This is a genomic window from Rhizobium sp. R635 (genome assembly GCF_002211285.1).
Lineage (GTDB): Bacteria > Pseudomonadota > Alphaproteobacteria > Rhizobiales > Rhizobiaceae > Rhizobium.
This window is the reverse complement of the sequence record NZ_LOKX01000015.1, coordinates 25,790-52,749: the sequence shown is the minus strand read 5'-3', so window position 1 is coordinate 52,749 and position 26,960 is coordinate 25,790. Positions and strand designations below refer to the sequence as shown.

The following is a 26,960-nucleotide window of genomic DNA, read 5'->3' as shown; positions in this document are numbered from 1 at the left end:
CGAACCCATGTCTATTGCCAATCTTTCTCCGAGCCTCCCACGCGAATCCGAGATGAAGCAGATCGATCACAATGATTCGATCCGCTCGACCTATCTTTCCATCGAGGACATCAAGGCGATGGGCGATGCGATCGCCCGCAACGGCGTCGACAAGCTGCCGGCTTTCGCGCCTTTCGATTTCTTCGCGCGCCACAAGGAAAACGAGAAGGAAATCCTGCGCGTCTACCGAACCACGGCAACGGATGTCGAGGCCGGAGAGACGATTACGCCGGCGGCGGAATGGCTGCTGGACAATCACTATATCGTCGAAGAGGCGATCCAGGAGGTGCGGCGCGACTTTCCCCGCCGCTTCTACCGCGAATTGCCGACTATTTCTGTCGGGGGTGTCGAGATACCGCGAACCCTCGTGCTTGCCTGGCTCTATGTCGCCCATACCCACAGCACGATCTCGCAGGAAAGCCTGACGGCGCTGGTCGACGGTTTCCAGGCCAATGAGACGCTGAGGATCGGTGAACTCTGGGCCCTGCCCTCGCTCGTGCGCTACGTGCTGGTCGAAAATCTTCGCCGTATTTCGAGCCGTGTCGAGGCCAGCCGCCGTCTGCGCCGCCGCGCCAACGAGGCGGCCGACGAGCTGGTCCGCCTGACCGATCCGGCGAAAGCTGCCGCCTATCTGAAGACGCTGGAGCCGCTTGCCGAGGACAACACCTTCTCGACGCAGTTCCTCTACCGGTTGCGCGACGGTTCGCAGACATCGAGTCTCGCGATCACCTGGCTCGACGAGCGGCTGGAGGAACTCGGGCGCAATACCGAGGAGGCGACGACGGCCGAACACAGCCGCCTGTCTTCCGGCAACGTGACGATGGGCAACATCATCCGCAGCCTTCGCGAGATCGACGATACGGAATGGTCGGTCTGGGTCGAACAGGTCAGCCATGTCGACAAGCTGCTCTGGGAGCATTCGGACTATGGCATCCTCGATTCCGGCTCGCGCAACAAGTACCGCAAGCAGATCGAGAAGCTTGCCAAGCGCTCGCCGCTGACGGAAATGGAAATCGCCCAGCTGGCGCTCGACATGACCGATGCCGCCAAGGCTTCCGGTGAGCCGCAGCCGCATGAACCGAATGTCGGCGGCTTCCTGTCCGGTCCGCAGCGGCCGAAACTCGAGGCGCGGGCGAACTATCGCCCGACGGTCATCCAGCATTTCGTGCGCGCCGTGCGCCAGTTCAACTGGCTGGCGATCGCCGTGCCGGTCATGCTGCTGACGATCATCGCCATGGCGATCGTCGGCAAGTTCATGTCGAATGCCGGCATGGGCCCGATCGAAATCGCCGTGCTGCTGATCATGTTCTCGCTGCCGGCCTCGGAGGGCGCCACAGGTCTCTTCAACACCGTGCTTTCCTTCTTCGTGACGCCGGCGCGTCTCGTCGGTTACGAATTCAAGGAGGGCATTCCGGAGGATGCGCGTACGCTGCTCGTCGTGCCCTGCCTGATCTCGAACCGCGACAGCGTCGACGATCAGGTGCGCAATCTCGAAGTTCATTATCTCGCCAATCCGCGCGGGGAGATCTATTTCGCATTGCTCAGCGATTGGCCCGACAGCGATGTCGAGGAAACGCCTGCCGATCTCGAGGTTCTCGACTATGCCCGGCGCGAGATCGCCAATCTGTCCGCCCGCTACGCCTATGACGGCAAGACGCGCTTCTACCTGCTGCATCGCCGCCGTCTCTACAATCCTTCCGAAGGTGTATGGATGGGCTGGGAGCGCAAGCGCGGCAAGCTGCATGAGCTGAACATGCTCCTGCGCGGCGACCGCGACACGACCTATCTGCCGGGGGCCAATGCCGTTCCGGCCAACGTGCAGTATGTCATGACGCTCGATGCCGACACGCGCCTGATGCGTGATGCCGTCACCAAGCTCGTCGGCAAGCTCTACCACCCGATCAACCGCCCGGTCATCAACCCGAAAACCGGCCGCGTCGAAAGCGGCTACGGCGTGCTGCAGCCGCGCGTCACCCCGTCGCTGACGACGGGCAAGGACGCCTCGGTCTTCCAGCGTGTCTTTTCGATCAACCGCGGCCTCGACCCCTACGTCTTCACCGTTTCCGACGTCTATCAGGATCTCGCCGGCGAAGGCACCTTCACGGGCAAGGGCCTCTATCATGTCGATGCTTTCGAAGCGTCTCTGAAGGGCAGGATCGAAGAGAACTCGGTGCTCAGCCACGACCTTCTCGAAGGTTCGATGGCGCGCTGCGCGCTCGTCACCGATCTCGAACTGGTCGAGGATTTTCCGGTCCGCTACGAGGTGGAAACCTCGCGCCAGCATCGCTGGGCACGCGGCGACTGGCAGCTCTTGCCCTATATGTTCAATCCGAAATACGGCGTGACCGCGCTCGGCCGCTGGAAGATGTTCGACAATCTGCGCCGTTCGCTGACGCCGATCGCCTGGTTCTTCGCCTCCGTTCTCGGCTGGTATTTCATGGGCCCGCTCGGCGCGCTCGTCTGGCAGATTCTCCTGATCTTCTGCCTCTTCGTCGCGCCGACTCTGTCGCTCATCAACGGCATCATTCCGCGCACCAGCGATATCGTCGCCCGCGCCCATCTTTATACGGTCTGGTCCGATATCACGGCGGCCAATGCGCAGGTCGCGCTGCGCATCGTCTTCATCGCCGATTCCGCGGCGATGATGGCGGATGCGATCGGCCGCTCGCTCTACCGCCTGCTCGTCAGCCGCAAGCTGATGCTGCAATGGCGCACCGCTGCCAGCGTTCAGGCCGGCGGCCAGGGAACGCTGATCTCTTATTATAAGCAGATGTGGCATGCGCCGGCACTGGCGCTGCTGGCGCTCGGTTTTGCGGCTCTTCCGGGCGACAACGCTTTCCTCGTCGGCATTCCCTTCGCGTTTCTGTGGATACTCTCGCCCGTCGTCGCCTGGTATGTCAGCCAGTCGGCCGAGACCGAGGACCGGCTCGAAGTCGCCGATTCCGTGTCGAGCGAACTGCGCAAGATCGCCCGGCGCACCTGGCGTTACTTCGAGACCTTCACGACCCCGGAGCAGAATTATCTGCCGCCGGACAATATCCAGGAAACGCCGCATGTCATCGTCGCGGCGCGCACCTCGCCGACTAATATCGGTGTCTATCTGCTCTCCGTCGTTTCCGGCCGGCACTTCGGCTGGTTCTCCTTCGAGGAGACGATCGAGCGGCTGGAGCAGACGATCGCGACGATCGACAAGATGGAGAAATTCCGCGGCCATCTGTTCAACTGGTATCACACCGATACGCTGCAGACGCTCGGACCGCGCTACGTCTCCGCCGTCGACAGCGGCAATCTCGCAGGCCATCTGATCGCCATTTCGTCGGCCTGCCGCAACTGGGCCGAGGCGCCGTCGGCCCACATGCAGGGCAATCTCGACGGTGTCGGCGACACGGCCGGCATTCTCGGCGAAGTGCTGGCTGATCTGCCCGACGACCGCAAGACCGTGCGCCCGCTGCGCCGGCGCCTGGAGGAACGCATCGTCGGCTTCCAGAACGCGCTTGCCGCGGTCAAGCGCGAGCACGAATTCGCCTCGATCCGCATCATCAACCTCGCCGTTCTTGCACGCGACATCGAAAAGCTCGCCGCCAATCTCGACCATGAGGTCAAGTCGAAGCAGAGCGAAGAGGTCACCCAATGGGCCGCCTCCCTCGTGAAGGTCTGCGAGGCGCATATATCAGACAGCACCTTCGACCTTTCCAAGGTCGATGACCTGAGGCCGCGCCTGGTGGCGCTGCGCGACAAGGCGCGCGACCTCGCCTTCTCGATGGATTTCGGCTTCCTGTTCCGACCGGAGCGCCGCCTGCTGTCGATCGGCTACCGCGTCGAAAGTGGCGAGCTCGATCAGGCCTGCTACGATCTTCTCGCCTCGGAATGCCGTCTGACCAGCCTCTTCGGCATCGCCAAGGGCGATCTGCCGACGGAACACTGGTACCGGCTCGGCCGCCAGGTCGTGCCTGTGGGGTCGCGCGGCGCGCTCGTCTCCTGGTCCGGCTCGATGTTCGAATATCTGATGCCGCCGCTCGTCATGCAGGAGCGCGGCGGAGGCATTCTCAACCAGACCAACAATCTGGTCGTGATCGAGCAGATGAATTATGCTCGCAAGCTCGGCATTCCGTGGGGCATTTCGGAAGCAGCCTTCAATGCCCGCGACCATAACCTCAACTATCAGTACACGAATTTCGGCGTTCCGACGCTCGGTCTGAAACGCGGCCTCGGCCACAATGCCGTCATCGCGCCTTACGCCTCGCTGCTGGCCAGCCAGTACGACCCGCCGGGCGCGCTCGAAAACCTGCAGAAGCTGCGCAAGCTCGGCGCGCTCGGCAAGTTCGGCTTCCACGACGCCGTCGATTTCACGCCGACGCGCGTGCCGGAAGGCAAGAAATGCGCGGTGGTCTACAATTATTATGCCCACCATCACGGCATGTCGATCGCGGCCGTCGCCAACGTCGCCTTCAACGGCCATCTGCGCGAGCTCTTCCACTCCGATCCCGTGATCGAGGCGGCCGAACTGCTGCTGCAGGAAAAGGCGCCGCGCGACATCCCGGTCATGAGCGGCAAGCACGAATCCGATACGCCGGCCAGCATTCAGGACGATCTGCTGCGGCCCGAGATCCGGAAGATCAGCGACCCGGCTTCGCGCGATCGCGAACTCGTCTTCCTGTCGAACGGCCATTATTCGCTGATGCTGACGGCGACGGGCGCCGGTTATTCCCGCTGGAACGGCCTTTCCGTTTCCCGCTGGAAGGCCGATCCGACCGAAGACCGCTGGGGCACCTTCATCTTCCTGCGCGATACCGCCACCAACGAATGGTGGTCGGCGACCGCGGAGCCGAAGGGCGTCGAGGGCGAGAAGATCAAGGTCGAATTCGCCGACGAGAAGGCGCAGTTCACCAAGACGGTCGGCGACCTGACGAGCGAGGTCGAGTGCATCATCGCGACCGAGCATGATGCCGAAGCCCGCCGCGTTACCCTGCTCAACATGGGTGGGGAAGACCGCTTCATCGAGGTCACGTCGTACCTCGAACCGGTCATCACCTACGACGACACCGACAACGCGCATCCGGCATTTGCACGGATGTTCGTCAAGACGGAGATCGGCAAGCGCGGCGACGTCATTCGCGCCGAACGCAACAAGCGTGATCCGAACGAGCCGAACATCAGCATCGCGCATCTGATCGTCGATAATGCCGGCGACACACGCCATACCGAATTCGAGACCGACCGGCGCAAATTCATCGGCCGGGGCCGCAGCCTTGCCGACGCGGCCGCCTTCGATCCGGGTGCGAGCCTTTCCGGCAGCGACGGCTTCATGCTCGATCCCGTCATGTCGCTGCGCCGCACGGTGCGCGTGCCGGCCGGCAAGAAGGTCAGCGTGTTCTTCTGGACGATCGCGGCGCCGACCCGTGACGAGGTCGACATGGCGGTCAACCGCTATCGTCACCCCGACGCCTTCAACCACGAGCTCGTCCAGGCCTGGACCCGCACGCAGGTGCAGATGCGCCATGTCGGCGTCACCTCGCAGCAGGCGGCCGCCTTCCAGCATCTCGGGCGCTATCTCGTCTATCCCGACATGCAGCTGCGCAAGGATGAAGCAACGGTCGAAGCCGGCCTGCAGTCACAATCGGCCCTCTGGCCGCTGGCGATCTCCGGCGACTTCCCGATCTTCACGCTGCGCGTCAACGACGACATGGATCTCGACATCGCCCGCGAAGCGCTGTTGGCGCAGGAATATCTGCGTTCGCGCGGCGTCACCGCCGATCTCGTCATCATGAACGAACGCGCCTCCTCCTACGCTCAGGACATGCAGCACGCGCTCGACGCCATGTGCGAAAACGTGCGCCGCATGGGCCAGGCCGACGGCTTGCGCCAGCATATCTTCGCCGTTCGCAAGGACCTGATGGAGGAGAACACCTACCACGCGCTGATCGCGGCTTCCCGCGTCACCCTGCATGCGAAAAACGGTAAGGTGGTCGACCAGATCAACCGGGCCGTCGCGCTGTTTGCTCCCTCCAAGGAGGAGTTGCAGGAGATGGAACGGGCCGAGCGAAACAAGGTTCCCGTCAAGCGCGTCGCCCCGGTGCCGCCGCCTGCCGTGCCCGCCGTCGTCATCGAAGAGGAAGGCGATCTCGACTTCTGGAACGGTATCGGCGGTTTTGCCCGCGACGGGCGTGAATATGTCGTTCGTCTCGCCGGCGGCCATGCGACGCCGCAGCCCTGGATCAACGTGATCTCCAACGACAGCTTCGGCTTCCATGTTTCGGCGGAAGGCGCAGGCTTCACCTGGAGCGTCAACTCGCGCGACTACCAGCTGACCTCCTGGTCGAACGATGCGGTGGTCAACCGTTCGGGCGAGGCCTTCTACCTCGCCGATCTCGACAGCGGTGCGGTCATGACGCCATTCGCGGCGCTCTCCCGCCGGCCGGACATCCGCTTCGAAGCCCGCCACGGGCTCGGTTATTCCGTCTTCTCCAGCATCCAGCACGATATCGCGCTGGAACTGACGCAGACGATCGCCCGCGACAAACCGGTGAAGCTGCAGCGCCTGCGCCTGCGCAACACCGGTTCGACCGGCCGCAGGCTGCGCCTTTACGGCTATGTCGAATGGATCCTCGGCAATAATCCGGGCCGCACGGCGCCCTTCATCCTGTCTAGATATGACGAGGAAACGGGTGCGCTGTTTGCCACCAATCCCTACAGCATCGATCATTCCAACCGCACCGCTTTCTTCGCGGCAAGCGAGACGCTTTCGAGCTTCTCGGCAAGCCGGAGGGAATTCATCGGCAAGGCGGGAACGATCCAGTCGCCGCAGGCCGTCACGTCTACCGCCGCCCTTTCCGGCTCGACCGATCTCGACGGCGATCCGGCTGCGGCTCTGGCGATCGACATCGAGCTTGCCGCCGGCGAGGAGCGCGACTTCGCCTTCTTCCTCGGCGATACCAAGACCGAAGACGAAGCGCGCGGCGTCATCGCCAATATTCGCAAGGCTTCGTTCGACGATGCCGTCGAGGCGAACCGCACCTTCTGGCGGGATTTCACCGGAAAGCTGCAGATCTCGACGCCGGATCGCGGGATGAACAATCTCGTCAACACCTGGCTGCCCTATCAGAGCCTCGGCTGCCGCATCATGGCCCGCACCGCCTTCTATCAGGCAAGCGGTGCCTTCGGCTTCCGCGACCAGCTGCAGGACACGCTGGCCTTCCTGCTGCACGAGCCTTCGATCGCCCGCCGGCAGATCCTGAATGCCGCCTCGCGCCAATTCCGCGAGGGCGACGTGCAGCATTGGTGGCTGCCTGGAACCGGCGCCGGGGTTCGCACCCTGATCTCCGACGACGTTGTCTGGCTGAGCTACGCGATCCATCACTATTGCAGCGTCACCGGCGACAAGAGCGTGCTCGACGAGGAGCTTGCCTTCCTGGAAGGTCCCACCCTGCTCGAAGGCCAGCATGACTCCTTCTACAAGCCGGAGATTTCCGAGGACAAGGCGAGCGTTTACGAACACGCGGCGCTGGCACTCGATCTCGCCATCGCCCGCAAGGGTGCGAACGGCCTGCCGCTGTTCCTCGGCGGTGACTGGAACGACGGCATGAACCGCGTCGGCATCGGCGGGCGCGGCACCAGTGTCTGGCTCGGCTGGTTCCTGGCCGGCGCCCTGCGCTCCTTCATTCCCTATGCCGAAGAACGCGGCGACAAGGCCCGCGTCGAGCGCTGGTCTGAACATCTGACCGGATTGAAGAAGGCGCTCGAAACTGCGGCGTGGGACGGCGGCTACTATCGCCGCGGCACATTCGACGACGGCGCGCTTCTTGGTTCCAGGGAAAGCCCGGAATGCCGGATCGACTCGATCGCGCAGTCCTGGAGCGTATTGTCAGGTGAGGGCGATCCGGCCCGCGCGGTCAAGGCGATGGACGCCGTGCTCGACCAACTGGTCGACGAGGAAGCCCGCATCATCCGGCTGTTCACGCCGCCTTTCGTCAATTCCGCGCGGGATCCCGGCTATATCAAAGCCTATCCGCCCGGCGTGCGTGAGAATGGCGGGCAATATACCCATGCTGCGACCTGGGTGGTGATGGCGCTGGCGGAACTGAAGCGCGGTGACGACGCGTTCCGCTGCTTCCAGATCCTCAACCCGATCACCCATGCACTCGACAAGGCCTCGGCGGAACAGTACCGCGTCGAACCTTACGTCGTGGCGGCCGACGTCTACGGGCATGATCCCTACACGTCGCGCGGCGGCTGGACCTGGTATACCGGCTCTGCCGGCTGGCTCTACCGCGCCGCCGTCGAAGGCATTCTCGGTATCCGCCTGAAGGGAGGCCGGCTTTACGTGAGGCCGTCGCTCCCTTCGGAATGGGACGGATTTGCGGCAGAGGTTGAGCAGGGCGGCGCCAAATACCGCATTTCGGTCTCAAAAGCGTCCAATGCGAGCGGCTACACTCTGTCGATCAACGGCAGCGAAGTCGCCAATCCCGAAGAGGGATATCCGCTCGGATAAGCGTTTCTCAACGCTGAAAAAAACGGCGATTCGCGAGCGGCCAAAAGGGAACCCTTTTGGCCGTTGTCGCGTTTGCAATCGGACAACAGGAGCGACCTTATGGCAAGCACGCTGACCGAAGCTCTCGGCGCCGAGCGCAGTTCCCTATCCGCCGCTGCGCCAGGGCGCGATACACGGCTTGATGTGCTGCGCGGACTGGCCTTGATCATGATCTTCATCAATCATGTTCCCGGGCAGATTTTCGAATATGTGACGACGAAGAATTTCGGTTTCTCGGATGCCGCCGAAGCCTTCGTGCTGATCTCAGGCATCGCCGTCGGCCTCGCCTATGGCTCCCGCTTCGAACCTGGCAACCGGCTCAAGATGGCGATCAAGGCGGTGAGGCGCGCCTTCACGCTCTACCTCGCCCATATGATCACGACCTTCATGACGTTGGCGCTCTTCATCTCAGGCGCCTGGCTGTTCCATCGGCCGGGGCTGCTCGTCGAAATCAATATCCTGGCGGTTCTGATGAACCTGAAGGAAGGCATTCCGGCGCTGCTGCTGCTCGGCCACCAGATCGGCTACAACAATATCCTGCCGATGTACGGCGCATTGCTGCTGATGGTGCCGATCATCCTGCTCCTCAATGCGCGCAGCCCGCTGCTGGCGCTCGCCGTCTCGGGCACGGTCTGGCTGCTCGCCGGCATCTATGAGGTGGCGCCGCATAACATGCTGATCGAGGGCTACTGGTTCCTCAATCCGCTCTCCTGGCAGTTCCTGTTCACGATCGGCATCGTCGCGATCCTGCATATCAAGCGCGGCGGCACGATTCCACGCCATCCGCTGCTGTTTGCGGCCGCTAGCGGCTACGTCGTGCTGTCCTTCGTCTGGGTGACGGGCCATCTCTGGGTTTTCGGCAATTCGCTGGCGGCTCTCGGCCTGCCGACTGTCATCACCGGCTTCGACAAGACCTTCCTGTCCCTGCCGCGGCTGCTGCACGTGCTGGCGCTGACCTATCTCGTCATCAGCATTCCGGCGCTTTCGCGCATCCTGCGCCGTCCCGCGGACCATCCGCTGACGATCCTCGGCCGCCATTCGCTGAACATCTTCGTCGCCGGCACGATCCTCGCCATGATCGGTCAGGTGGTGCTCTACATCACCAACAAGGACCCGTTGGTCGGCCCGCTCTTCGTCGTAGCCGGGATCGGCACGCAATTCGCCTATGCTTATTATCTCGAGCACAAGCGGCAGCAGGGCAAGGTCAAAGGCAAACTCGTCACGGAGCCGGCCACGATACCCGTTCCCGTCCGCGTCGGCGGAACGGCAAATGTCTATCGCCGCACCGATCGGAAATAGAGATCGGGTTGGTTCCTTGCTGCTGACAAACCGCCGCAAAACCCGCGACGTCATCCTCGGCCTTGTGCCAATGTTTTCCTGTCAAGCAATTGCAGTGGTCAGATGCTCGGCACAAGGCCGAGCATAACGAAGGAGACCTTGTCAACAAACCGAACCGATGGATGCCGGCTCTTTATGTATGCGCGAGAATATTCACCAGCTTGCCGAACGGATCGCGCACATAGAAACGCCTGACGCCCCAGGGTTCGTCGGCCGGTCCGTATTCGATCGGAAAGCCGGCGGCGGTAAACGCCTCGAAAGCGGCGTCGAGGTCATCGACCTCGATAGAGAGATCGGGCACCGAGGTTCCGGAACCGCCTTGACTGGCGACGCTCACCTGGACGGTCATCGGCCTGTCGGCGCCGAACGTCGTAATCCAGCCGTGATTCATCATCACCTGGAGACCGAGAATATCCTGATAGAAGCGCCGGGCCGGCGTGATGTCGGGCGCCTCGATGTTGGCGATGATGCGCAGGACCTTCATGGGTTTTTCCCCTATGTTTGGGCACAGCAGGAGGTTAGGGAAGAACGGCGGTCGGATCAATCAGCCATGGCTTGCAGCTGCCGTATGGCCAATGAATATCGGCCGCAGCGGTTTTGAGAGGAAGCAAAGTCCTAAACCACGGCGCATGAACGTCGCCAAACAAAAAGGCCGGAAGGATCGCTCCTTCCGGCCTTTGTCGTAAAACCCGAACTTATCAGGCGGCTTCGGTCGCGTGGGCCTTGCGGACCTCTTCGTCCGTTAGGATGCCGCTGGCGCGCAGCAGGGCGGCGAAGCGGCCGTTGCTGTGGCTGAGTTCGTCGAAGCTGCCCTGTTCGGCGACGCGGCCGTTGTCCAGGAAGAGCACCATATCGGCTTCGCGGACCGTCGACAGGCGGTGGGCGATGATGAAGGTGGTGCGGTTCTGGCGCAGGTTGTCGATTGCGGCCTTGACGCGGGCTTCGGTCTCGACGTCGAGCGCCGAAGTCGCCTCGTCGAGCACCAGGATCGGCGCGTCCTTGAGGATGGCGCGGGCGATCGCGATGCGCTGGCGCTCGCCGCCGGAGAGTTTGTTGCCGCGTTCGCCGACATGGGTATCGTAGCGGTCCTCGCGGGTCTCGATGAAGTCGGCTGCGGCTGCGGCTTCGGCCGCACGGCGCATTTCCTCTTCGCTGGCGCCCTCGCGGCCGAGGCGGATATTGTCGCTGATCGAGCGGTTCAGCAGGCCTGCATCCTGGAAGACGGTGGCGATGTGGCGGCGCAACGACTTGCGGGTCACCTTGGTGATGTCGGTGCCGTCGACGAAGATATGGCCGCCCTGCGGGTCGTAAACGCGCTGCAGCAGGTTGACGAGCGTCGTCTTGCCGGCGCCGGTCGGGCCGACGATCGCGACCGTCTGGCCTGCCTTGACCGAGAAGGAGACGTTGTGCAGGCCCTGCGAGCTGTTGCCGAAGCCGAAGGATACGTCGCGGAACTCGACCGCACCCTTGACGTCCTTGATCTCGCCGTTGCCGGCCGGCTCTTCGCGGTCACGCACCGAGTCTTCCAGCGCATAGAAATCGACGAGCTTGGAGCGGGCTTCGAAAATCTGCGTGGCGAACTGGCGCATCAGGTCGAGGCGGCCGATCAGCAGGTTGGCGAAGCCGATGAAGGCAATGACGTCACCGACGCGCAATTGGCCGGCCTGAACGAGCATCGTGCCGATGATCAGGACCACCATCATGGCGATGGTCGAGGCCATGCGGTTCAGCGCACTGGCGATCGCCCACCAGTCGAGCACCGGATACTGGGCTTCGAGCAGGCGGTCGGCGAAGGATTTCAGCGCCCTGGTTTCAGCCTCGATGCGGTTGTAGCTGTGCAGGACGGACACGTTGCTGATCGAGTCGCTGACATGCGAAAAGACGGTATGGTAGTGGTTCTCGACCGATGCCTGACCATCCTTGGTGCGGCTCATGACGACGCGGCCGATCAGCCAGTAGGCAATGCCGAGCACCATGAGCACGGCGGAAAGCCGCAGGTCCATCGACATCGCGGTCGGCACCAGAAGCGCAAGCGCGATGACCGTCGAGAGGTGGTTGCGCATGAATTCAAGCCAGAGGCCGAACAGCGTCTCGCAGGCGCGCAGCAGCGTGTGCAGCGCGTTGGACGTGCCGCGCTGATGGTGCCAGGCAAGCGGCATGGAAATAATGCGGCCGAAGGCTTCCGTCAGCAGCGTCGCACGCCGCCCGTGGGCGAGCCTGTCGGCCTCGCGGGCCACCAGCACGAAGGCAATGGTGTTGAACACGGCAAAGCCTGCCCACATGAAGAGGATGGGCTTGACCTCACCCTTGCCCGAAATCGCATCGATGATGCGACCGAACAGGATCGGCTCTGCAATCGTAATGGTCGCCAAAACGATGTTTGCGAGAACGACCAGGGATACGCGGAACTTATAGGCGCCAAGATAGCGCAGAGCCCTTGCATAGACCTTGAAAAGCGACACGTCTAACCTCTTGTGCATCTGCGAAGAACGGGGATGGTGCGATGCTACAAAAGGTTACCTGAACCGACGATTAACGGAGCATTCAGGGTTCAGCCCACAGGGGATTAACACTTTCGTACTATCGCAGGATGCGACGAGATGGCTGTGGCGCGAAAATTACCGCTGCGGTATATGCAGCGACAATTTGCGCTTGCATTTTAATAAACATTTAGCGCAGCATTAAATTAGAGACTGCATTTTTTGAAGAAGACCGTTTCGCGACAATCCGAAAGCCGCCGACGGCCTCGCAAGGGGCATTTGTGTGAATATTAATTCGTTGATTCAATTGCTTGTCATCCTGGAGGAATGCTCGAATCCCGCGGCCCTCGTCAGTGAACTGGAGCAGGTGATCCGCGGCTGCGGCTTTGAATATTACAGCCTGGCGCGCCATTCCCAGCAGAAGCCCGAGCCCTGGACCGCGGCGCTCGCCGGCTCCTGGCCCGAGCACTGGCCCCAGATCTACGCCGCGAAAAAATATGTGCTGATCGACCCGCTGGTGCGCTACCTCACTCATGCCCAGCGGCCCTTCCGCTGGCGGCAGAGCATGGCTGCGTTTCGCAAGGATGCGCATGAGCGCCGCATGGAGCAGATGATGGTCGACGCCTTCGGCCACGGGCTGGAGGACGGCTATATCTTTCCGGTTCACGGGCGCAACGGCATTTTGGGCAGCCTCAACATCAGCGGCAAGCCGGTCGAGCTGTCACCCGTGGAGCTCTCGCTGTTCGAGGCGGTGGCGCGCAAGACGTTCTGGCGGCTGCTCGAATTGAAGGGCGAGGCGCAGGCGCTGGAAACGATGCTGCCGGCCGAGACGCCGCTGACGCGACGCGAGATGGAAATCCTGCGTTATCTCGCCGAAGGCATGACCTCGATGGAGATCAGCAAATTGCTGAAGATCTCGAACCATACCGTCGACTGGTACATGAACGGCCTGCAGGATAAGCTGAAAGCGAAAAACAGGCAGCAGGCGGTGGCGCTCGCCTTCCGCCATGGCCTGATAAGCTAGCTTTCCAGGTCTGTGTCGCACCGACGCTGCTATGTATTCTCAATGCGGCGTATATTGGCATGGCGAGAAAGTGCATTTCGCAGTCGCAAGAGAAATTGAACTTCCCGTGACAAGAAGTTAAGAATTTTCTTCGCGGGTGCAGCATGCCCGCGTCTGAACGTGGAGGAACCGTTTTGCCCATATCCAAGATACTCGTTGCCAACCGCTCTGAAATTGCCATCCGCGTGTTTCGCGCGGCCAACGAGCTTGGAATAAAAACGGTGGCGATCTGGGCGGAGGAAGACAAGCTGGCGCTGCACCGCTTCAAGGCGGACGAGAGCTATCAGGTCGGCCGCGGCCCGCATCTTGCGCGCGATCTCGGGCCGATCGAAAGCTATCTGTCGATCGACGAAGTGATCCGCGTCGCCAAGCTTTCCGGCGCCGATGCCATCCATCCGGGCTACGGCCTCTTGTCGGAAAGCCCCGAATTCGTCGATGCCTGCAACAAGGCCGGCATCATCTTCATCGGCCCGAAGGGCGATACGATGCGCCAGCTCGGCAACAAGGTGGCCGCGCGCAACCTGGCGATCTCGGTCGGCGTGCCTGTGGTGCCGGCGACCGAGCCGCTGCCGGACGATATGGCCGCGGTGGCTAAGATGGCCGAAGAGATCGGTTATCCCGTCATGCTGAAGGCCTCCTGGGGTGGCGGCGGCCGCGGCATGCGCGCCATCCGCGACCCGAAGGATCTCGCCCGTGAGGTGACCGAGGCCAAGCGCGAGGCGATGGCCGCCTTCGGCAAGGACGAGGTCTATCTGGAAAAGCTCGTCGAGCGCGCCCGCCATGTCGAAAGCCAGATCCTCGGCGACACGCACGGCAACGTCGTGCATCTCTTCGAGCGCGACTGCTCCATCCAGCGCCGCAACCAGAAGGTCGTCGAGCGCGCGCCGGCTCCTTATCTGACGGAAGCGCAGCGCCAGGAGCTTGCCGGCTATTCGCTGAAGATCGCGCAGGCGACGAACTATATCGGCGCCGGCACCGTCGAATATCTGATGGATGCCGATACCGGCAAATTCTACTTCATCGAAGTCAATCCGCGCATCCAGGTCGAGCATACGGTGACAGAAGTCGTCACCGGCATCGATATCGTCAAGGCGCAGATCCATATCCTCGACGGCTATGCGATCGGCACGCCGGAATCGGGCGTTCCGGCCCAGGCCGACATCCGCCTCAACGGCCATGCGCTGCAGTGCCGTATCACCACCGAAGATCCGGAACACAACTTCATTCCGGATTACGGCCGCATCACCGCCTACCGCTCGGCTTCCGGTTTCGGCATCCGTCTGGACGGCGGCACGTCCTATTCCGGCGCCATCATCACCCGCTATTACGATCCGCTGCTGGTCAAGGTGACGGCCTGGGCGCCTAACCCGTCCGAGGCCATCAGCCGTATGGATCGGGCGCTGCGCGAATTCCGCATCCGCGGTGTGGCCACCAACCTAACCTTCCTCGAAGCGATCATCGGCCACCAGAAGTTCCGTGACAACAGCTACACGACCCGCTTCATCGACACGACGCCGGAGCTCTTCCAGCAGGTCAAGCGTCAGGACCGCGCGACGAAGCTGCTCACCTATCTCGCCGACGTCACCGTCAACGGCCATCCCGAGGCCAAGGACAGGCCGAAGCCGCTGGAGAATGCCGCCAAGCCGGTGGTGCCCTACAGCAACGGCAATGGCGTCAAGGACGGCACCAAGCAGCTGCTCGACACGCTCGGCCCGCAGAAGTTCGGCGAGTGGATGCGCAACGAGAAGCGCGTGCTCCTGACCGACACGACGATGCGCGACGGCCACCAGTCGCTGCTCGCCACCCGCATGCGCACCTATGACATCGCCCGCATCGCCGGCACCTATGCGCATGCGCTGCCGAACCTCTTGTCGCTCGAATGCTGGGGCGGCGCCACCTTCGACGTTTCGATGCGCTTCCTGACGGAAGATCCGTGGGAACGGCTGGCGCTGATTCGCGAAAGCGCGCCGAACCTGCTGCTGCAGATGCTGCTGCGCGGCGCCAACGGTGTCGGCTACACCAACTATCCCGATAATGTCGTCAAATACTTCGTCCGCCAGGCGGCCCGTGGCGGCATCGATCTCTTCCGCGTCTTCGACTGCCTGAACTGGGTCGAGAACATGCGGGTGTCGATGGATGCCATCGCCGAGGAGAACAAGCTCTGCGAGGCGGCGATCTGCTATACCGGCGATATCCTCAATTCGGCTCGCCCGAAATACGATCTCAAATACTACACCGACCTTGCCGTCGAACTGGAAAAGGCCGGTGCCCATATCATCGCTGTGAAAGACATGGCGGGTCTGCTCAAGCCTGCGGCAGCGAAGGTGCTGTTCAAGGCGCTGCGCGAGGCGACCGGCCTGCCGATCCATTTCCACACGCATGATACTTCAGGCATTGCGGCGGCGACCGTTCTTGCCGCGGTCGAAGCCGGTGTGGATGCCGTCGATGCGGCGATGGATGCGCTCTCCGGCAATACCTCGCAGCCCTGTCTCGGCTCGATCGTCGAGGCGCTCTCCGGTTCCGAGCGTGATCCGGGCCTCGATCCGGAATGGATCCGCCGCATCTCCTTCTATTGGGAAGCGGCGCGCAACCAGTATGCCGCCTTCGAAAGCGACCTCAAGGGTCCGGCCTCGGAAGTCTATCTCCACGAAATGCCGGGCGGCCAGTTCACCAACCTCAAGGAGCAGGCCCGTTCGCTGGGTTTGGAGACCCGCTGGCATCAGGTGGCGCAGGCCTATGCCGACGCCAACCAGATGTTCGGTGACATCGTCAAGGTGACGCCGTCCTCCAAGGTGGTCGGCGACATGGCGCTGATGATGGTCTCCCAGGATCTCACTGTCGCCGACGTGGTCAGCCCGGACCGCGAAGTCTCCTTCCCGGAATCGGTGGTCTCGATGCTGAAGGGCGATCTCGGCCAGCCGCCGTCGGGATGGCCGGAGGCGCTGCAGAAGAAGGCGCTGAAGGGCGACAAGCCCTATACGGTGCGTCCGGGTTCGCTGTTGAAGGAAGCCGATCTCGATGCCGAGCGCAAGGTGATCGAGACCAAGCTGGAGCGCGAGGTCAGCGACTTCGAATTCGCCTCCTACCTGATGTATCCGAAGGTCTTCACCGACTTCGCACTTGCCTCCGATACTTACGGCCCGGTCTCGGTGCTGCCGACGCCCGCCTATTTCTATGGGCTGGCGGACGGCGAGGAGCTGTTTGCCGATATCGAGAAGGGCAAGACGCTCGTCATCGTCAACCAGGCGATGAGCGCTACCGACAGCCAAGGCATGGTCACCGTCTTCTTCGAGCTCAACGGCCAGCCGCGCCGCATCAAGGTGCCGGACCGGGCGCATGGGGCGACGGGTGCGGCCGTGCGCCGTAAGGCCGAACCCGGCAATGCCGCCCATGTCGGCGCGCCGATGCCCGGCGTCATCAGCCGTGTCTTCGTCTCTTCAGGCCAGGCCGTCAGTGCCGGTGACGTGCTCGTCTCCATCGAGGCGATGAAGATGGAGACCGCGATCCATGCGGAAAAGGACGGAACCATTGCCGAAGTGCTGGTGAAAGCCGGTGACCAGATCGACGCCAAGGATCTGCTCGTCGTCTACGGCGGGTAAACAGCTTGGCTGCCGGAGCGGAAATCACGCTCCGGCAGCTCACCCTCTTTTGCCGCGATCACTCGATTGTGTGCAATCGGCCGATCGGAATGAGGGACTTTCAAGCTTTCCGCGGTATTTCCGGCTTGCCGGGCACGGCGCTTCTTTCCTAAAAACAACTCCGGCGTCTAACTCCAAAGGATTATACGCTGTTCAAGGAGCGTCCATGGCGTGCCCTGTCGGACGCGGCGCTCCAGCGACCTCGCCATTCAACAGGAAAGAACCCCATGAGCCAGTTGAAAATCGCCGTCATCGTCGGAAGCACGCGTATCGGCCGCTTTGCCGATCATCCCGCCCAATGGATCGCCGGCCTTGCCGGAGAGCGGTCCGAGCTTGCCGTCGAGGTGCTGGATCTTCGCGATTATCCGCTGCCGTTCTTCGGCGAAGCGCGCGCGACGGAAGCGGAGAATGAGACGGCCGAGCGCTGGAAAAAGAAACTGCGCGAATTCGACGGCTATATCCTCACCGCCGCCGAATATAACCACGCACCGACCGCTGTCCTGAAGAATGCCATCGATCTCGGTGAATTCATCCACAAGCCGGTCGCCTTCGTCGGTTACGGCGGCGTCGGCGGTGCGCGCGCCGTCGAGCATCTGAGGCTGATTTTCGTGGAAATGGCTGCCGCTTCCGTGAAAACGGGCGTCCACATCGCCTTCAGCGAATATCTGAGCGTGCTCAAGGAAGGCAAGAGCCTCAGCGACTACCCGCACCTCAACGAGGCGGCCAAGAACCAGCTCGACCAGCTCATCTGGTGGGGCAATGCGCTGAAGGCAGCGCGCTCGGTCGTCACCGCGGCCTGAGGCAGATCGCTTAGAAGCAAAGCGTCTCACGTGAATCACGATTCACGTGAGACAATTAGATATCATAGGTATGGGCGGCGTTGATCGTCGAGATGAAGCGCTTGGTGCGTTCGCGCTCGGGCGCAGTGAAAATGGCTTTCGCGCTGCCCGTTTCCACCACGCCCCCGGCTTCCAGGAAGACGACGTCATTGGCGATTTTCGAGGCGAGCCGGAGATCGTGGGTCGCCATGACCATCGTCGTGCCTTCGCGGGCAAGCTGACCCAGCACGTCGACCACTTCCGCCGAGAGTTCCGGATCGAGCGCCGAGGTCGGCTCGTCGCAGAGAAGCACACGCGGCGAAGGCGCCAGCGCCCGGGCGATCGCCACACGCTGCTGCTGACCGCCCGATAAGGTCGAAGGCCAGGCATCGGTCTTGTGCGCCATGCCGACCTTGGTCAGCAGTTCCATGGCGCGTTCGCGCGCCTTTTCCTTCGGCCACTTCAAAACCGTCACCAGGCCTTCCATGACGTTTTCGATCGCGGTCTGATGCGGAAAGAGCTGGAAATTCTGGAAGACCATGCCGGTCTGACGGCGGATTTTCTGGATCGCCTGCCAGCTCGTTCTCTTGCCCGGCGCGAAGGAGAGCGTTTCCTCTCCGAGGCGGATCGCGCCTGATGTCGGGATTTCGAGCAGGTTGATGCAGCGCAGCAGCGTGCTCTTGCCGCCGCCGGACGGGCCGACGAGGGCGGTGACGCTGCCTTCGGGAATGCGGATGCTGATGTCCTTCAGGATGACGGCATCGCCGAAGCGCTTTTCGATGTTGGAAAGCTCGATCATGCATTTGCCTCCAGCATGCCGCCGTAACGCGCGAAACGGCGCTCCAGCCGCACCTGCAGTTGCGACAGGACGGAGCTCAGGACGAGATAGATCAGCGCTGCCTCGATATAGAGGATCAGCGGCTCATAGGTGGTGGCGACGATGCGCTGCGCGGCCTGGAAGAGCTCCGGCACGGTGATGGCGGCTGCGAGCGAGGTATCCTTGACCAGCGAGATGAAGGTGTTCGACAGAGGCGGGACGGCGACGCGGGCGGCTTGCGGCAGGATCGTCCGGCTCATCGCCTGGCGCCAGCTCATGCCGATCGAATAGGCGGCTTCCCATTGGCCTTTGGGCACCGAGGAGATGACGGCGCGAATGATTTCGGAGCTGTAGGCGCCGATATTTAGGGTAAAGCCGATGAGAGCGGCGGGAAAGGCGTCGAGCAGGATGCCGATGCTCGGCAGGCCGTAAAAGATCACGAAGAGCTGGACGAGCAGCGGCGTGCCGCGAATGACCCAGACATAGAAGCGCGCGATCGCCGCGACCGGCGCCGGGCCGAAAAGGCGGGCGATCGCGGTGACCAGGCCGAGGATCAGGCCGAAGGCGAAGGACAGCAGAGTGAGGGGGATGGTGAAGATCAGCCCCGCCCAGAGAAGCGAGGGAAGCGATTCCGCCATCAATTGGAGCCAGTGCGGCAAGGGATGTTCCCTCTCGGTTGGGTCGTGATATCTCGAATACCCCTCCCCAACCCCTCGCCACAAGGGGGAGGGACTTAATCCGGCTCCCGCCCCTCACGAAATAGCGACCGAGCTGCAAGTCGAGACGTTTATTTTGAGATGAGGCGCTGCGCCACCAAAGCCCCTCCCCTTGTGGGGAGAGGTTGGGGTGGGGACTTCTTGAGCAGAGCTTACTTCGAGACGTCCTGGCCGAAATACTTGTCGGCGATCTTCTTGTACGTGCCGTCGGCCTTGATGTCGGCAAGCGCCTTGTTGATTTCGGCGAGAAGCTCCGGCTCGTTCTTACGGATGATGATGCCCGAATAATCGGCATTCTCTTGCTCGGCGGCGATCTTTACCGGCGCATCCGGCTTGTGCTTCTTAAAATCGAGGAAGGACAGGCTGTCGTTGATCGTCGCATCGGCGCGCTTGGTCAGGACGAGCTGGATCGACTGATCGAAACCATCGGTGCCGACGAGCTCGGCGCCGGATTCGGTGGCGATCTTGCCGAAGTTGCTGGTCAGCGACTGGGCCGATTTCTTGCCCTTGAGGTCGGCGAAAGTCTTGATGCTGTCATCGCCTTCGCGGACGATCAGCACAGCCTTGGAGGCAATGTAGGGCTCGGAAAAGTCGTATTTCTGCTTGCGGGCCTCGGTGATACCGACCTGATTGATGACGGTGTCGTAACGCTTGGCGTCGAGGCCGGCGATCAGTCCGTCCCACTTGCCTTCGACGAACTCGGCCTTGACGCCGAGCTTGGCGGCGATGGCTTCGCCGATCTCGACATCGAAGCCGACGAGCTTGCCGCTTTCGTCATGATAGGTGAAGGGCGCATAGGTGCCTTCGGTGCCGATCTTGAAGACGCCGGCCGATTTGATGGCGGTGAGGTTTTCGCCGGCATGGGCGGGCAGGAGGGCGGCAGCCTGAATGAGGGCAGCGGCGGCAACGGTTTTCAACCAGTTCATTGTTCTATCCATCCTTGGGAGGTTGTGATCGGATGAGGGATACTTTGCAGAAAACTAGGGCGCCGGAAGCGTAGAAAACTGCGAATAAAAGCAGCAACTGCAAATATTTTTCTCAAGCAGTCGCCTCAATCCCGAAAGCCGTGGAAAATGCGCATCATACCGCGATGCGGCGGCGCAGCCTTTCGCTGACGATGATGATCAGCCCGGCGCCGAGGATCATGCATGCGCCTGCGATGACATTCGGCATGGGGATATCGGCCCAGATCAGATAGCCGAGAAGGAAGGCCCAGACGAGAGAGGTATATTCGAATGGCGCAAGCACGGAGACGGGCGCCCGACGCATGCCTTCGAAGAGGGCTAACTGCGCCGCGCCGGCAACGACGCCGGTGGCGACGGGAAGCATCAGCTGCGTCATATCAGGGGTCCGCCAGGTATAGAGAACGGCAACGCCCGTCATAACAAGGAAAAAGACGTTGGAAACGGCCAGCTGGACGATGGTTTTCTCGTGCAGCGAGGTCTTGCGCAGCAGCACCATGGCCGCGGCCCAGAGGACGGCCGCCTGCAGCGCCAGATAGACCGGCCAGGAAATGGTAAGGCCGATCGGATTGCAGGCGATGAGCACGCCGACGAAACCGACGCCGACTGCCAGCCAGCGCGCTAGCGTGACCTCCTCCTTCAGGATGAGCCATGCAAGCAGGGTGCCGACGACGGGCGCGGCGTAATAAAGCGTGGTCATTTCGGCAAGCTGCAGGCGGCTTGCGGCGGAATAATAGGAAAGCCAGGCGGAGAGAAGCAGTATGCGGCGGGCGATAATCGGCGACGTCATCGTCTGATGGATGAGCTTGTCGCGACCATAGGCGAGGCAACCGAGCAGGATCGTCAGGCTGCGGAAAAACAGGATCTGCCAGACCGGGATGCTGACCACGAGGATCTTGATGATCGCGTCATGGAAAGTGAACGCCATATAGGAGACGGTCGTGAGCAGAATGCCCAGGTTGATGGAGTTTTTCACGGGGACGGACGGTCAATAGTCAGTTTCGCCAAATGGTGGAGCTTTGTTTCACCGCGTCAGAAAACGTGCGAACGTGCATGTTGCCTGCACGATTGTAAGTTTTTATGCATGTTTTCAGTATTTCAGACATTAACCCGGCAGGAACATGCAGGATTTTCTGTTGCGAGAGCGTCAAGGCGTGATTTCCGAGCGGCTGCGGTTGAAAGGCCGTGTGCTGGCGGCGGAACTTGCGCTCGAATTCGGCATCTCCGAGGATACGGTGCGGCGCGACCTGCGTGAAATGGCGGCGGCGGGCCTTTGCGAGAGAGTTTACGGCGGCGCATTGCCGGTTTCGCCGGCACACGGAAGCCTGACGCAGCGCATGGGGTTTGCGGCCGACCGCAAGCAGGCCTTGGCGCAGGCTGCGGCGAAGCAGATCGCTGCCGGTTCGTGCGTGTTTTTCGATGCCGGCAGCACCAATCTGGCGATCGCCAATGCCTTGCCCGCCGAACTCGAACTGACGGCCGCGACGAATGCGCCGGTGATTGCCGCAGCGCTCATCGACAAGCCTGCCGTCAACGTCATCCTGATCGGCGGCATGGTGGACCGGCAGACCGGCGGTGCGCTCGGCGCCAAGGCTTTGCGGGATATGGAGCAGATTTCGCCGGATCTCTGCATCCTCGGCGCCTGCGGCATCGATCTCGAAGCCGGCATTACGGTGTTCGGCTTCGAGGACGCGGAGTTCAAGCGGTTTGCGGCATCGAGAAGCAAGAAGGTGCTGGCGGCCGTAACCTCGGAGAAATTCAGCACCGCTGCTCCCCACAGCATCCTGCCGGTTGCCCATTGCGAGTGCCTCGTCGTCGAGCACGATGCCGATCCCGCCATTCTTGCGGGTTACCGCGAGCGTGGATGCAGAACCGTCATCGCCGAAAAAACGAACTGAGCCGCCGTTGCAGAGTTAAGAAAAACGGGTGCTCCCAAGCCCGAAAACGAGGAAAGACCGAAAATGGACAGTCATGTGAATGCGCCGCCCGGAGTCCGCAGCGGTTTCATTACCAGAAGCAGGGCGGCGGTTTCCCTGCTCTTTCTCATGAACGGCTTCGTCGTCGGTTGCTGGGCGCCGAAGATCCCGGATTTTGCCGAGCGTCTCGGTCTGACCAAATTCGAACTCGGGCTGATGATCCTGGTCTTCGGCCTCGGCTCGCTGGTCATGATGCCGATTGCCGGCGCTCAGATCGCCAGACACGGCTCGCGTGTCGTCGTCCGGGCGACGGCGGTCGGCGTGCTGCCGCTGCTTCTGGCATTGACGCTCGCGCCGAACGTGATCACCGGGGCAATCGCTCTCTTCCTGTTCGGCGGTTTCATCGGCGCGATGGATGTAGCGATGAACGCCAATGCGGTGTCCGTCGAAAAATCCATGCGCCGCGCCATCATGTCCTCCTGCCATGCTTTCTGGAGCCTTGGCGGCCTGATCGGCTCGGGTCTTGGCGGCATCGTGATCGCCAAGCTCGGCATTCCGGGCCATGCGCAGCTGGCGACGGTACTGACGGCAATCTTCCTTGCCGTGGCATGGCCGATGATCCTTGCGGATCCGCCGCATCCCGATGCCAAGAAGGAAAAGACGAAGCTGCCGATGGTGCCGCTGCCGTGGCTGCTCGGATTGATGGCGCTGTTCTCCATGGTGCCGGAAGGTGCCGTCCTGGATTGGGGCGCGCTTTATCTCCGGCAGGAAATGGATGCGTCGATCGCGCTTTCCGGTCTCGGTTTCGCAGCCTTTTCGGCGACCATGGCGATCATGCGCTTTGCCGGCGACCTGGTGCGCGACCGTCTCGGCGGCGTCAAGACGCTGCGCATCTGCACGCTGTTTGCCGTTGCCGGCATGCTGCTGGCGAGCCTCGCGCCGGATGCGGAGATTGCCATTCTGGGCTTTGCCCTTTGCGGCATCGGCATTTCCAATATGGTGCCGATCGCCTTCTCGGCGGCGGGCAATATTCCCGGCCTGAAGCCCGGCATCGGCATCTCGGTCGTCACGACCATGGGTTATTCCGGTATGCTGGTCGCGCCGTCCGTCATCGGCTTCGTCGCCGAGCATATCGGCTTTGCCGTCGTCTTCATGGCGCTGCCGGTGCTGCTGCTCTTCGTTCTCCTGTTCTCCAAGCTGGCCCATTATGCCGATGGTGTCTCCGGAGGCGGCCACTGAGCCGCCTCCAAACAAAAGTGATATAGTGGGCGGTTGACAAGAAAGCGGTCATGATCCACCTGAAAGGCACTGTTTTTAGGGGTGCAAGAACTCTTCATGTCTTCAGCCGCCGATTTTGATCCAAAACCGCGCCGTGCTTCCGTCGCCGTCGATGTCGGCGGCGTCATCGTCGGCGGAGGCGCGCCGATCGTCGTGCAATCCATGACGAATACGGATACGGCCGATATCGATTCGACCGTCGCGCAGGTCGCCGCCCTTCACCGGGCGGGTTCGGAGCTGGTGCGCATCACCGTCGATCGCGACGAGAGTGCCGCCGCCGTGCCGAAGATCCGCGAGCGGCTGCTGCGGCTCGGCATGGACGTGCCGCTGATCGGCGACTTCCACTATATCGGCCACAAGCTGCTTGCCGATCATCCCGCCTGCGCCGAGGCGCTGGCGAAATACCGCATCAATCCCGGCAATGTCGGTTTCAAGGACAAGAAGGACAAGCAGTTCGCCGAGATCATCGAGATGGCGATCCGCTACGACAAGCCGGTGCGCATCGGCGTCAACTGGGGCTCGCTCGATCAGGATCTGCTGACGGCGCTGATGGACCAGAATGCCGAAGCCGGTTCGCCGCTTTCGGCAAGACAGGTGACGCGCGAGGCGATCGTGCAGTCGGCGCTGCTGTCGGCAGCCCTTGCCGAGGAAATCGGCCTGCCGCGCAACCGCATCATCCTTTCGGCCAAGGTCAGCCAGGTGCAGGATCTGATCGCCGTCAATTCCATGCTCGCCGAGCGCTCCAATCACGCGCTGCATCTCGGCCTCACCGAAGCCGGCATGGGCAGCAAGGGCATCGTCGCTTCGTCGGCGGCGATGGGCTTCGTGCTGCAGCACGGCATCGGCGACACGATCCGCGTGTCGCTGACGCCCGAGCCGAACGGCGACCGCACGCGCGAAGTCCAGGTGGCGCAGGAAATCCTGCAGGTCATGGGCTTCCGGCAGTTCGTGCCCGTCGTCGCCGCCTGTCCGGGCTGCGGGCGCACGACCTCGACCGTGTTCCAGGAGCTGGCCCAGAACATCCAGAACGACATCCGCAAGAACATGCCGGTCTGGCGCGAGAAATATCCCGGCGTCGAGGCGCTGAACGTCGCCGTCATGGGCTGCATCGTCAACGGGCCGGGCGAAAGCAAGCATGCCGATATCGGCATTTCGCTTCCCGGCACCGGCGAGACGCCGGCCGCGCCGGTCTTCATCGACGGCAAGAAAGCGCTGACGCTGCGCGGCCCCAATATCGCCGCCGATTTCGAGGCGCTTGTCATCGATTATATCGAGAAGCGTTTCGGCCAGCGAACGGCAGCGGAATGAAGGCCCGGGCGTTCGAATGAGCCGGTACTGGTCTGATATCGTCAGCAAGCTTCGGCCCTATGTCGCGGGCGAGCAGCCGCGTATTCCCGGCCTGGTCAAGCTCAATACCAATGAGAATCCCTACGGGCCGTCCCCAAGGGCGATCGAGGCGATCAGGCAAGCGACGGACGATCGTCTGCGGCTCTATCCCGATCCCGCCGCCACCGAATTGCGCGAGGCGATCGCAGCCCGTTTCGACCTGACGGCGGAGGAAGTTTTCGTCGGCAACGGTTCCGACGAGGTTCTCGCCCACACGTTCCAGGCGCTGCTGAAACACGATCTGCCGCTTCTCTATCCCGATGTGACCTACAGCTTCTATCCGACATATAGCCTGCTATATGGTGTCGAGGCGATCGAGATACCGCTCGACGATCAGTTCCGGATTCGGCTTGCGGATTACGACGGGCCGTGCGGCGCGATCATCATCCCCAATCCGAATGCGCCGACGGGTATCGGACTGCCGCTGGCCGGGATTGAGGTGCTTGTTGCTGCTCATCCGGATGCGGTCGTCGTGATAGACGAGGCCTATGTCGATTTCGGCGGCGAAAGCGCCGTGCCGCTCATTTCTCGATATCCCAACCTTCTGGTCATCCAGACCTTGTCGAAATCCCGTTCGTTCGCAGGTCTACGCGTCGGCTTCGCGCTGGGGCACCGGGACCTGATCGAGGCGCTGGTGCGCGTCAAGGACAGCTTCAATTCCTATCCGCTCGACCGCTTGGCCCAGGTCGCGGCGACGGCGGCGATCAAGGACGAAGCATGGTTCGAGACATGCCGGCGGAAAGTCATCGCTACTCGGGAAAGTCTCGTGCGGGAGCTTGAGGCGCTGGATTTCGAGGTGCTGCCGTCGCAGGCGAATTTCGTTTTCGCAAGGCATGAAAACCGGCCGGGCGCAGCCCTTCTGGCCGGGCTGCGGGAGCGTGGGATTCTCGTCCGGCGTTTCGCCGAGCCGCGCATTTCGGAGTTCCTGCGCATCAGCATCGGCACCGACGAGGAATGTGCACGGCTGGTTGCCGCTCTCAAGGAAATATTGGCGACTTGATCTGCCGGCTCAGCTCTTCCGGTCGGCGATGAAATGCGCAGCGGCCGTGAGGATCGAGGCGCGGGCGCCGTAGGGGGCGAGCAGATCTTCGGCATCGCGGACGTGCTGGCGCAGTTCGGTTTCAGCCCATTCCATGCCGTGGAGCGCCACGAGCGTTCCCTTGCCACGGGCCGCATCCTTGCCGGTCGCCTTGCCCATGGTCGCCGCATCCGAGGTCAGGTCGAGAATGTCGTCGGCGAGCTGGAAGGCAAGACCGATCTTTTCGCCGAAAGCGCGCAGGCGGCGGCGATCTTCGGGCGGGCTACCGGTGATAATGGCGCCGGCCTCGCAGGCGAAGCGGATCAGCGCGCCGGTTTTCATCGCCTGCAGGCGGATGATGCCGGTCTCGTCGGGCGCCTGTCTTTCGGCGGCGAGATCGAGCGCCTGGCCGCCGGCCATGCCGCCGAGACCGGCCGCGCGAGCAAGCGCCAGCACCAGCGCTGCCTTGCTCGTATCGGGAAGGGCGGTCTCCGGCGCGGCGACGATGTCGAAGGCGTAGGTCAGCAGGCTGTCGCCGGCGAGAATCGCGGTGGCTTCGTCGAACTTGACGTGGACCGTCGGCTTGCCGCGGCGCAGGTCGTCATCGTCCATGGCCGGCAGATCGTCATGCACGAGGGAATAGCAGTGAACGCATTCGAGCGCGGCGCCGACCCGAAGTGCTGCCTGCTCATCGCCGCCGAGAAGGGCGGCGCTTTCGGAAACTAGGAATGGGCGCAGCCGCTTGCCGCCGTTCAGAACGGCATAATGCATGGCGCTGCGTAAGGTTTCGGGCCTGGCGATTTCATCGGAAAGAGGGCTCGGTGAAAGCAGCGTGTCGAGCAGCGCCTCGATTTCGCGGGCGTTGTTCCTAAGCCTCGTCTCGAAAGTGTCCCGGTTCGCGTCCATGGGCGCTGTTTGGCATGGGGCACCGGGGCTTGCAACGGAATTGTCGATGACTGCAGCA

General features: G+C 62.3%; 16 protein-coding genes. 9 read left to right on the top strand and 7 right to left on the bottom strand.

The features are described from left to right. Positions 1-7 precede the first annotated feature (7 nt). The gene (locus ATY78_RS14155; RefSeq protein WP_088682962.1) at positions 8-8,527 is read left to right on the top strand and encodes a glucoamylase family protein; all 8,520 of its coding nucleotides are present in this window, start codon (positions 8-10) and stop codon (positions 8,525-8,527) included. Positions 8,528-8,626: 99 nt separating this feature from the next. Next, entirely contained in the window at positions 8,627-9,865 is a 1,239-nt protein-coding gene (gene opgC, locus ATY78_RS14150; RefSeq protein WP_088682961.1) for an OpgC domain-containing protein, read from the top strand. Between the two features lie 172 nt (positions 9,866-10,037). Here the strand turns inward: opgC and ATY78_RS14145 are convergent, their stop codons facing one another. Both ATY78_RS14145 and ATY78_RS14140 read right to left on the bottom strand, forming a co-directional pair. After that, complete coding sequence (locus tag ATY78_RS14145; protein WP_088682960.1) at positions 10,038-10,388, bottom strand: VOC family protein; 351 nt, start codon at positions 10,386-10,388, stop codon at positions 10,038-10,040. A gap of 214 nt (positions 10,389-10,602) precedes the next feature. Beyond that, complete coding sequence (locus tag ATY78_RS14140) at positions 10,603-12,366, bottom strand: glucan ABC transporter ATP-binding protein/ permease (protein WP_088682959.1); 1,764 nt, start codon at positions 12,364-12,366, stop codon at positions 10,603-10,605. 301 nt (positions 12,367-12,667) lie between these two features. Between ATY78_RS14140 and ATY78_RS14135 the strand changes: the two genes are divergently transcribed. The 3 genes from ATY78_RS14135 (at position 12,668) to ATY78_RS14125 (ending at position 17,885) form a co-directional block, all read left to right on the top strand. Beyond that, positions 12,668-13,408: a LuxR family transcriptional regulator gene (locus ATY78_RS14135; protein ID WP_088682958.1), complete on the top strand. Its 741-nt coding sequence runs from the start codon at positions 12,668-12,670 to the stop codon at positions 13,406-13,408. A 173-nt stretch (positions 13,409-13,581) separates the two neighbouring features. Next, entirely contained in the window at positions 13,582-17,046 is a 3,465-nt protein-coding gene (gene pyc / locus ATY78_RS14130) for a pyruvate carboxylase (protein ID WP_088682957.1), read from the top strand. A 266-nt stretch (positions 17,047-17,312) separates the two neighbouring features. Continuing rightward, positions 17,313-17,885: an NAD(P)H-dependent oxidoreductase gene (locus tag ATY78_RS14125; protein ID WP_088682956.1), complete on the top strand. Its 573-nt coding sequence runs from the start codon at positions 17,313-17,315 to the stop codon at positions 17,883-17,885. Between the two features lie 55 nt (positions 17,886-17,940). Here ATY78_RS14125 and ATY78_RS14120 read toward each other — a convergent pair whose 3' ends face one another. From ATY78_RS14120 to ATY78_RS14105, 4 genes are all read right to left on the bottom strand, one after another. Then, on the bottom strand, positions 17,941-18,702 hold the full coding sequence (locus ATY78_RS14120; RefSeq protein WP_088682955.1) for an amino acid ABC transporter ATP-binding protein: 762 nt from the start codon (positions 18,700-18,702) through the stop codon (positions 17,941-17,943). Then, the gene (locus tag ATY78_RS14115) at positions 18,699-19,379 is read right to left on the bottom strand and encodes an amino acid ABC transporter permease (protein WP_088682954.1); all 681 of its coding nucleotides are present in this window, start codon (positions 19,377-19,379) and stop codon (positions 18,699-18,701) included. Before ATY78_RS14115 ends, ATY78_RS14120 begins: the two co-directional genes overlap by 4 nt. A gap of 209 nt (positions 19,380-19,588) precedes the next feature. Next, a complete protein-coding gene (locus ATY78_RS14110) occupies positions 19,589-20,362 on the bottom strand; it encodes an amino acid ABC transporter substrate-binding protein (RefSeq protein ID WP_088682953.1) in 774 nt (257 codons plus the stop codon). A 154-nt stretch (positions 20,363-20,516) separates the two neighbouring features. After that, entirely contained in the window at positions 20,517-21,374 is an 858-nt protein-coding gene (locus tag ATY78_RS14105; protein ID WP_088682952.1) for a DMT family transporter, read from the bottom strand. Between the two features lie 145 nt (positions 21,375-21,519). Here ATY78_RS14105 and ATY78_RS14100 point away from each other — a divergent pair, with 145 nt between their 5' ends. The 4 genes from ATY78_RS14100 to hisC all read left to right on the top strand — a co-directional run bounded on the left by ATY78_RS14100 (position 21,520) and on the right by hisC (position 25,978). Beyond that, complete coding sequence (locus tag ATY78_RS14100; RefSeq protein ID WP_088682951.1) at positions 21,520-22,296, top strand: DeoR/GlpR family DNA-binding transcription regulator; 777 nt, start codon at positions 21,520-21,522, stop codon at positions 22,294-22,296. A 63-nt stretch (positions 22,297-22,359) separates the two neighbouring features. Next, on the top strand, positions 22,360-23,553 hold the full coding sequence (locus ATY78_RS14095) for an MFS transporter (protein ID WP_088682950.1): 1,194 nt from the start codon (positions 22,360-22,362) through the stop codon (positions 23,551-23,553). A gap of 96 nt (positions 23,554-23,649) precedes the next feature. Further along, positions 23,650-24,900: a flavodoxin-dependent (E)-4-hydroxy-3-methylbut-2-enyl-diphosphate synthase gene (gene ispG / locus ATY78_RS14090; protein WP_088682949.1), complete on the top strand. Its 1,251-nt coding sequence runs from the start codon at positions 23,650-23,652 to the stop codon at positions 24,898-24,900. A gap of 16 nt (positions 24,901-24,916) precedes the next feature. Next, positions 24,917-25,978 (top strand): histidinol-phosphate transaminase, encoded by a 1,062-nt coding sequence (gene hisC, locus ATY78_RS14085; protein WP_088682948.1) that lies wholly within the window; start codon positions 24,917-24,919, stop codon positions 25,976-25,978. A gap of 9 nt (positions 25,979-25,987) precedes the next feature. Here the strand turns inward: hisC and ATY78_RS14080 are convergent, their stop codons facing one another. After that, positions 25,988-26,902: a polyprenyl synthetase family protein gene (locus ATY78_RS14080; RefSeq protein WP_088682947.1), complete on the bottom strand. Its 915-nt coding sequence runs from the start codon at positions 26,900-26,902 to the stop codon at positions 25,988-25,990. Positions 26,903-26,960: the final 58 nt, after the last annotated feature.